Origin of the sequence: Segeticoccus rhizosphaerae (assembly GCF_009192725.1) — a bacterium.
Classification (GTDB): domain Bacteria; phylum Actinomycetota; class Actinomycetes; order Actinomycetales; family Dermatophilaceae; genus Segeticoccus; species Segeticoccus rhizosphaerae.
In genome coordinates, this window is sequence record NZ_VOHR01000182.1 from 1 (window position 1) to 7,985 (window position 7,985).

9 protein-coding genes are annotated in these 7,985 nt (G+C 71.8%); 2 read left to right on the forward strand and 7 right to left on the reverse strand.

Going from position 1 to position 7,985, the window contains the following annotated elements:
* From FRW57_RS13985 to FRW57_RS14005, 6 genes are all read right to left on the reverse strand, one after another.
* Positions 1-560: glycerophosphodiester phosphodiesterase family protein (locus tag FRW57_RS13985; protein WP_420853257.1), on the reverse strand; the 560-nt coding region annotated here is incomplete at its 3' end.
* 23 nt (positions 561-583) lie between these two features.
* Positions 584-2,113, reverse strand: a complete 1,530-nt coding sequence (locus tag FRW57_RS13990) for a helix-turn-helix domain-containing protein (RefSeq protein WP_152186267.1) — start codon at positions 2,111-2,113, stop codon at positions 584-586.
* 63 nt (positions 2,114-2,176) lie between these two features.
* Entirely contained in the window at positions 2,177-2,398 is a 222-nt protein-coding gene (locus tag FRW57_RS25100) for a hypothetical protein (RefSeq protein ID WP_338016641.1), read from the reverse strand.
* Positions 2,367-2,963 carry a 3-hydroxyacyl-CoA dehydrogenase family protein gene (locus tag FRW57_RS13995; RefSeq protein WP_420853258.1) on the reverse strand — a complete coding sequence of 199 codons (597 nt, stop codon included), beginning with the start codon at positions 2,961-2,963 and terminating at the stop codon, positions 2,367-2,369. Before FRW57_RS13995 ends, FRW57_RS25100 begins: the two co-directional genes overlap by 32 nt.
* A 68-nt stretch (positions 2,964-3,031) precedes the next feature.
* On the reverse strand, positions 3,032-4,360 hold the full coding sequence (locus tag FRW57_RS14000; protein ID WP_152186268.1) for an HRDC domain-containing protein: 1,329 nt from the start codon (positions 4,358-4,360) through the stop codon (positions 3,032-3,034).
* Positions 4,357-4,944: a DUF3000 domain-containing protein gene (locus FRW57_RS14005; protein WP_238384607.1), complete on the reverse strand. Its 588-nt coding sequence runs from the start codon at positions 4,942-4,944 to the stop codon at positions 4,357-4,359. Before FRW57_RS14005 ends, FRW57_RS14000 begins: the two co-directional genes overlap by 4 nt.
* 49 nt (positions 4,945-4,993) lie before the next feature.
* Between FRW57_RS14005 and hemE the strand changes: the two genes are divergently transcribed.
* Entirely contained in the window at positions 4,994-6,100 is a 1,107-nt protein-coding gene (hemE, locus tag FRW57_RS14010) for a uroporphyrinogen decarboxylase (protein WP_152186269.1), read from the forward strand.
* Here the strand turns inward: hemE and FRW57_RS14015 are convergent.
* Positions 6,066-7,046 carry a DUF4349 domain-containing protein gene (locus FRW57_RS14015; RefSeq protein ID WP_152186270.1) on the reverse strand — a complete coding sequence of 327 codons (981 nt, stop codon included), beginning with the start codon at positions 7,044-7,046 and terminating at the stop codon, positions 6,066-6,068. The genes hemE and FRW57_RS14015 overlap by 35 nt on opposite strands.
* Before the next feature lie 129 nt (positions 7,047-7,175).
* Between FRW57_RS14015 and hemG the strand changes: the two genes are divergently transcribed.
* A partial coding sequence (hemG, locus tag FRW57_RS14020) for a protoporphyrinogen oxidase (protein WP_152186271.1) occupies positions 7,176-7,985 on the forward strand: 810 nt, incomplete at its 3' end.

Consider the following 7,985-nt stretch of genomic DNA (forward strand, 5'->3'; position numbering starts at 1 on the left):
GCGAGGCGTGTACGGCCGGCCATCGACGCGGTCCGGAAGGCCGCCACCGTGGTCGGACCGCCCGACGTGGCGACGGGCGCCGACAACCGCCGCAGGACCGCCCGGCGGCTGCGGTCGGAGAACGAGGCCACCAGCACCCGGTCGTGCGCCCGCGTGCGCTCGATCGCCTGGACGAGCGGCTGCACCGCGGCCCTCGACTTCACGTCGACGTTGACCCGCAGCTGCGGCCAGGTGCCGAGCAGGTCCTCGAAGAGCGGGATCGGCTCGCTCGTGCCGATGCGCGCGAGCGTCACCTCGCGCCAGGGCAGCTCCGCGATCGCGCCGAGCGCGTCGGTGACACGATCGAGCGTCGCGTCGTGGAACGCGACGAGCCGACCGTCGCTGGTGGCGTGGACGTCGGTCTCCACGTAGCGGTAACCGAGGTCGACCGCTGCGGCGAAGGCCGACATGGAGTTCTCGTGGCCGTCGAGGGAGAACCCGCGATGAGCCATGGCGATCGGCCCGTCCTGGTCGAGGAAGGTCGGAGCCGGGCGGTGGGCTCGGCGCGCGGGCGGGATCACACTCCCACGCTATCGGCGCCGACTCAGATGTCGCGGAAGGTCTGGATGCCGGCCCCGAGCGCGTTGAGCCGCAGGGCCAGGTCCTCATAGCCGCGGTTGATCACATAGACGTTGCGCAGCACAGAAGTGCCCGGCGCAGCCAGCATCGCGAGCAGGATGACCACGCCGGGGCGCAGGGCCGGCGGGCAGATGACCTCCGCGGCGCGCCAACGCGTCGGCCCCTCGATCATCACGCGGTGCGGGTCCATCAGCTGCACCTTGGCGCCCACCTTGGTCAGCTCGGTGAGGTAGATGGCGCGGTTCTCGTAGACCCAGTCGTGGATCATGGTCGACCCCTGGGCGCACGCCGCGATGATCGCGAAGAACGGCAGGTTGTCGATGTTGAGGCCCGGGAAGGGCATCGGGTGGACCTTGTCCAGGGGCGCGGTGAGCGGTCCCGGGATGGTGCGCAGGTCGACCAGCCGGGTGTGGCCGTTGGCGGAGGGATACTCGGGGGTCAGCTCGTACTTCATCCCCATGCCCTCGAGCAGCGCGAGCTCGATCTCCATGAACTCGATCGGGACCCGTCTGATGGTGATCTCCGACTCGGTGACGACCGCCGCCGCCAGCAGGCTCATCGCCTCGATCGGGTCCTCGGACGGGGAGTACTCGACGTCGACGTCGATCTCCTTCACGCCCCGCACGGTGAGGGTGGTCGAGCCGATGCCCTCGATCGTGACCCCGAGCTGCTGCAGGAAGAAGCAGAGGTCCTGCACCATGTAGTTGGGGCTGGCGTTGCGGATGACCGTGGTGCCCTCCCACCGGGCAGCTGCGAAAAGGACGTTCTCGGTCACGGTGTCACCGCGTTCGGTGAGGACGATGGCGCGCTGCGGGGTCACGGCACGGTCGACGTGGGCGTGGTAGGCGCCGTGGGTGGCGGTCACGTCGAGGCCGAACTGGTGCAGTGCGGACATGTGCGGCTCGACGGTGCGGACCCCCAGGTCGCAGCCGCCGGCGTAGGGCAGGCTGAACTCGGTGAACTCGTGCAGGAGCGGGCCGAGGAACATGATGATGGTCCGGGTGCGCCGGGCTGCCGCCTCGTCCATCGCCTCGAGGTTGAGGCGCTCGGGCGGGGCGATCTCCAGGTCGTTGCTGTCGGGCAGCCAGCGGGTGCGGACCCCGATGCTCGCGAGGACCTCGAGGATGCGGTTGACCTCCTCGATCCGGGCCAGGTTGCGCAGCGTCGTCCTGCCCTTGTTGAGCAGCGAGCCGCACAGCAGGGCGACGGCGGCGTTCTTGCTGGTCCGCACGTCGATCTCGCCAGCCAGCTGGACCCCTCCGTCGATCCGCAGGTTCTGCGGGACGGTCGAGCCGACGGCGACGAACTCCGAGTCCAGCTTCTCACCGATCCGCGCCAGCATCTCAAGGCTGAGATTCTGCTTGCCCTGCTCGATGCGGGCGATCGCGCTCTGGCTGGTCCTGAGCAGATCCGCCAATTCCGTTTGGGTGAGGTTCTGATGGCGCCGGGCGTCCCGGATGAGCGTGCCGATGCGGCCAAGGTAGTCCTCATTCATGCGCCCCACTGTAGATCACATGTGAGATATTTCGACAAACGCGCATCGGCGCGTCGGCGCGCCTCAGCAGGTGACGTTGGCCACTCCCGGAGGCAGGAAACGCTGACCGCAGACCTTCTCGGCGATCCCGGTACGGTCGCGCAGGGGAGTGAGCCCGCCGTTCCAGAACTGGAACCCGGCGCCGGTGATCATCGCGAGGTCCAGGTCCATCGGGCTGTCCACGACTCCCTCGTCCAGCATCCGTCGCGCCTCGTCAGCGAGGGCCGACAGCACCTGCTCGCGCACCTGCTCCGGCGTGAGGACCACCCGGCCGCGTCGGCTGCTCCAGCAGGGCCAGCACCTCCGGATCGGGCGCGGGCCGGCCCTCGGGGGAGTGCCGGACCAGGATCCGGGTCTTCTTCAACACCTTGCCGGTGGCGAAGGCCGTGGCCAGCGTCGCCTCGTCGGTCTGCCCGCCGCTGACGACCTCGAGCAACGGCATGACCGCGACGGGGTTGAAGAAGTGGAAGCCGACCACGCGTTCCGGATGGGTCAGCCGGGAGGCCATCTCGGTGACGGAGAGGGACGAGGTGTTGGTCGCGAGGACGCACTCCCGTCCGACGACCGCCTCGACCTGCGCAAAGACCTCCTGCTTGACGGACAGCTCCTGGAAGACCGCCTCGATGACGAAGTCCGCCTCGGCGAAGCCGTCCTTGCTCGCGGAGCCCGTGGCCAGTCCCTTGAGGCGGCGCGCCGCGTCGGCGCCGACCCGGCCCTTGTTGAGCGGCTTGTCGACCTCGCCGTGGACGACGATCTTCTCGGCGAGGATCCGCGGGGTTCGATGTCGGGTCGCCCTGAGGCTACTCGTCAGTAACCCCGCTGGTCAGGCGACCCCGTCGTGACCCCGCTCACGAAGATCCACACGAGGGGTCGACGGCATCACGAGGGGTGGTGCTCGCAGGCGGCGCAGATCACCGGCGCGGCGATGTCGACCTGCCACGGGCGAGCGCCGAGCTGGTCCAGCGCGGCGCGCACGGCCTCGGGCGTGGGCTCCGCCGGGGGTGTCCAGAGCACCCGGCGGAGCAGGTCGGGCGTGAGCAGGTTCTCAACCGGCACGTGGTGCTCGTCCGCGAACTTCCCCAGCAGTTCACGGGATTCGGCCAGCCGTGCGGCGGCGACCGGCTCGCGGTCGGCCCACGATCGAGCGGGCGGGGGAGCGTCGCTCTTGATCGTCAGGGGAGGCAGGTCCTGCTCGGGCAGGCGGAGCGCACGGTGGATGGCGTCGAGCCACTGCCGCTGGTAGCGGCGGACCCCCTTGTGCACTCGCCCGGTGGCGAGGTCGGCCGCGGCCCGCGGCGCCCGGGTAGCCAGGTCGATGATCAGCGCGTCGGGCAGCACCCGGCCGGGTGCGGTGTCGCGCTCCTGGGCGATCGCTTCGCGGGTCTGCCACAGCTCGCGCACGAGGGCAGCTCCCCGGCGGTTGCGGATGCGGTGCATCCCCGACGTGCGCCGCCACGGGTCCAGGCGCACCCGGGGGCCGGTGAAGTGGGTCAACGCCTCGAACTCCTGGGTCGCCCACTCGGTCTTGCCCTGCGCCTCGAGGTCGGCCGCGATCCTGTCGCGCACCTCCACGAGCACCTCGACGTCCAGCGCGGCATAGCGCAGCCACGGCTCAGGCAACGGGCGGGTGGACCAGTCGACCGCGGAGTGCTCCTTGGCCAGGCTCAGCCCGAGGTAATGCGCGACGACCGCGGCCAGGCCGACCCGGGGGAGGCCCACCAGCCGGCTTCCGAGCTCGGTGTCGAACAGCCGCGTCGGCGTGAGGCCGACCTCGGCGAGGCAGGGCAGGTCCTGGGTCGCCGCGTGCAGGATCCACTCCTGCGGTCCGATCACCTCGGCGACCGGCCCGAGGTCGGGGCAGGCGATCGGGTCGATCAGGAAGGTGCCGGACCCGGCGCGGCGGATCTGCACGAGGTAGGCGCGTTGGCCGTAGCGGTAACCGGAGGCCCGCTCGGCATCGAGCGCCACCGGGCCGCTGCCCCGCGCGAGCGCGTCCGCAACGGCGACGAGTCGGCGTTCGTCGGTGACGACGTCGGGCACGCCGTCGGCCGGCTCGTCGAGGGGGACCAGCGCAGGCTCCGCCTCGGCGGGTTCGTGTTCGGGCTCATGATCGGGCTCGTGGTCGGACTCGTGGTCGGACTCGGTCGCCGTGCTGTCCTGGCTGTTGGTCGGCGCCTTCCCGGCTCCTGCATCGCGCAGCGGGGTCATCGGCGCTGACCAGGCAGCGCGGTGACGCCGTCGGGCAGGGGTGGAAGCCCCGCGATCGTGCACAACAGGTCGACCCACGCGGACAGGTGCCCGCCCAGGTCCTGACCCACCGGCGTCCAGGACGCGCGCACCTCCATCTCGACGGTGGGCTCGCGATCGGCCAGGCCGGCGAAGCTCTCGGAGACGACGCGGGTCACGGTGCCCGCCTCCGCGGTGTAGCCGATGTCCCGCGCGCCCAGGCTGTCCACCAGCCAGGACCAGCCGACGGCGCCGAGCATCGGGTCGGTCGCCACCTCGGGCTCGAGCTCGGCGCGCGCGAATGTCACCGCGCGCCAGACACCCTCCCACGGCTCCGGAGCGGATGGGTCGTGCAGCAGCACGAACCGCCCCGAAGCGAGCTCGTCACCATCATCGGCGTCACCGGTGGCGACCACCTCGGCGGTGAGGGCCACGGCATACGGCGCGATGCGGGTGGGCGCAGGCACTTCGGTGAGGCGGACCTCGGGGCGCAACCGCGCGCCACGCAGATCGAGCAGGGCCTGCGTGAACTCGGGAGGGGCGTCGCTGACGCTTCGCGTTGCCACAGCAGCAGGGTATGTCGGCACGTTGCCCGAGGCGGGTAGGCCACGCCGGATGGGCCGACCCGATGCGCCCGGTCGGCCGCCCCGGGTCGCGTGCGAGGATCGGCCCGTGACCCCCCCTGCTGCCCCCAGCCCCCGTGACAGCGCCCTCGTCCGTGCCGCCCGCGGTGAGGCGGTGACGCACACACCGGTGTGGTTCATGCGGCAGGCCGGGCGCTCGCTGCCGGAGTACCGCGCGCTGCGGGAGGGCGTCCCCATGCTGGAGGCGTGCCGCACGCCCGACCTCGTCGCCGAGGTCACCCTGCAGCCGGTGCGACGGCACGGAGTCGACGCCGCGATCTTCTTCAGCGACATCGTGGTGCCGTTGGCCGCGGTCGGGGTGGACCTCGACATCGTCCCCGGTGTGGGCCCGGTCGTGGCCGAGCCCTTCCGCACGCGCAAGGACCTCGACCGGTTGCCCGAGCTGACCCCCGACCTGGTGCCCGACATCACCCGAGCCGTCGAGCTCCTCGTCGCCGAGCTGGGGCCGACGCCGCTGATCGGGTTCGCCGGCGCACCGTTCACCCTCGCCTCCTACCTCGTGGAGGGCGGACCCTCGAAGAACCACGAGCACACCAAGGCGTTGATGCACGGCGACCCCACTCTCTGGCACGACCTCGGGTCGCGGCTGGCCCAGATCTCCGGATCCTTCCTCCGGGTCCAGGCACAGGCCGGGGCCTCGGCGGTGCAGTTGTTCGACTCCTGGGTGGGAGCGCTGCCGCGCGCCGACTACGAGCAGTTCGCCCAGCCGCACGCGGCCTCGGCGCTCGCGGCCGTGGCCGACCTCGACGTGCCGCGCATCCACTTCGGGGTCGGCACCGGCGAGCTGCTCGCGTCGATGGGCGCGGCGGGCGCCGAGGTCGTCGGTGTGGACTACCGACTGTCACTCACCGATGCGCTGGCCCGGCTCGACGGCCGGTATGCCGTGCAGGGCAACCTGGATCCCGCGCTGCTGTTCGCACCGTGGGAGGCCATCGAGGCGAAGGTCCGAGCCATCGTGCAGGAGGGCTTGGCCGCGCCGGGCCACATCTTCAACCTCGGCCACGGGGTGCTGCCGGCCACCGACCCGGACGTCCTCACCCAGGTCACGGCGCTGGTGCAGGAGTGCTCCCGCCGCTGACCGCCGCGGTGCGGCGCCGGCGCAGCCAGAACAGCACCGGCATGCCGACCACGAGCACGAGCGCGATGAACGGCACCAGCACGCCCAGCACGGTGACGACGGCCGCGGCCGCCGAGACGAAGGCGTGCCAGCCGGCCGACAGCCCCTCGACGAATCCGCTGGGTCCGGCCGGGGCCGGCTCCACCGGCACCGCCGTGGTGCTCAGCGTCACGGTCACCGTCGACATGGCGACCTGCGTCTTCAGGCTGGACATCTGGGACTTCAGCGACTCCAGGGTCGCCTCCCGGGTGGTGAGCGCCGACTCGAGCTGGGTGATCTGGTCGAGGTCGGCCGCGTCCCTCATCAGCCGCCGCAGCCGGTCGACACTGGTCTGCATCGTCGTGATCCGGCTGGCGGTGTCGACGTAGTCCTTGGTGACGTCCGTGCTGCTGGTGGTCCGCTCGGTCACCGTGCCGACGTCGGCGAGCTGACCCAGCACGGTGTCGAGCCGTTCGGCCGGCACCGCCAGGGTGATGGTCGCGCGCCCGCCGAAGTCGCGGCTCGGCGAGGTGCGCAGGTCATCGTCCCCGCCGACCTGCTCGTCCACCACGTAACCCTGGGCAGCCGCCAGGATCCGGTGCACCCGGGCCACCGACTGCTTGACCTGGTCGACGCGGATGGTCAGGTCGGCGGTGCGGATCAGCTTGCGGTCGGCCTGGGCGACGTCGACCGCTTGCTCGGCGGCCGGGCTGGCGTCGCTCGAGCCGACCGAACCGACCGAGTTTGGCCCGGCGGGCTCGGGCTCGCTCCGGAGGGAGGTCGCGGAACGCGCGGAGCCGCCACCGCTCTGATCGGCCACGCCCGCGCTGGAGCGGGACCCGCCGTCCCCGCTGCAGCCGGCGACGAGCAACGTGCACAGACCTGCGGCGGCAACCAGCGCCGAGGTCCGTCGATGTGTCCTGATCATGACCGCTCTCCTTGTCCGGTGTGCGTACCGTCAGGACTTGGAGGGACGCCGGGGCGAGTCGGATCCACATCGGCGGTCTCGATGTCGTTACGACCCGGACACGAGTCGGTCTCGTGAGAACCTGACGCCATGGGTGCAGCGGTCGCGGTCGTGGGTGGCGGGATCAGCGGGCTGACGGCCGCCTGGGAACTCATCCGGGCCGATCCCACCCTGCAGATCACGGTGCTGGACGCGGGGGACGAGGTCGGCGGCAAGCTGCGGCGCGCCACGGTCGCAGGCGTGTCGATCGACGTCGGCGCCGAGTCGATGCTCGCGCGACGGCCGGAGGCGGTCGGCCTGGTCGAGGAGCTCGGCCTGGCCGACCGGCTCGTCCACCCTGAGCCGGTGGGTGCGTCGATCTGGTCGCGGGGCAGGTTGCACCCGATGCCCAAGGGGACGCTGATGGGCGTGCCGGCCAGTCCGGGCACGGCGCGCGGGTTGCTTTCCGATGACGAGGTGGCACGCGCCGAAAGCGAGGCGCAGCAGCGCTTCTCGCCGATCGAGCAGGACCTGTCCGTCGGCGACTTCGTGGCCGGACGAGTCGGTGATGCCGTCGTCGACCGGCTGGTCGAGCCGCTGCTCGGCGGTGTCTACGCCGGGCACGCGCGGCAGCTCTCGCTGCACGCGACCGTGGCGCCGCTCTGGCAGGCCGCGACCCGCGGCGACTCGCTGCTCAGGGCTGCCGAGCGCGCGGCGGTCGCCGCGGTGGGCAACCAGGCCCCGGTCTTCGCGGGCCTCGTGGGCGGAATCGCCGTGCTGCCCCAGCGGCTGGCCGAGCTCCTGTCGGCCAGGGGCGTGCGGATCGAGAGCGGCGCCATCGTGCGCCGGGTGGAGCGGACCCCTTCCGGCTGGCGGGTGGTCGCCGGGCCCGTGCCGGCACCGGTCGCGTGGGACGTCGAC

Coding starts and splice junctions, on each gene's coding strand:
- FRW57_RS14015 (WP_152186270.1), bottom strand. CDS start 7,046: ATGATCAGGACACATCGACGGACCTCGGCGCTGGTTGCCGCCGCAGGT.
- FRW57_RS13990 (WP_152186267.1), bottom strand. CDS start 2,113: ATGAATGAGGACTACCTTGGCCGCATCGGCACGCTCATCCGGGACGCC.
- FRW57_RS14000 (WP_152186268.1), bottom strand. CDS start 4,360: ATGACCCCGCTGCGCGATGCAGGAGCCGGGAAGGCGCCGACCAACAGC.
- hemE (WP_152186269.1), top strand. CDS start 4,994: ATGGGCCGACCCGATGCGCCCGGTCGGCCGCCCCGGGTCGCGTGCGAG.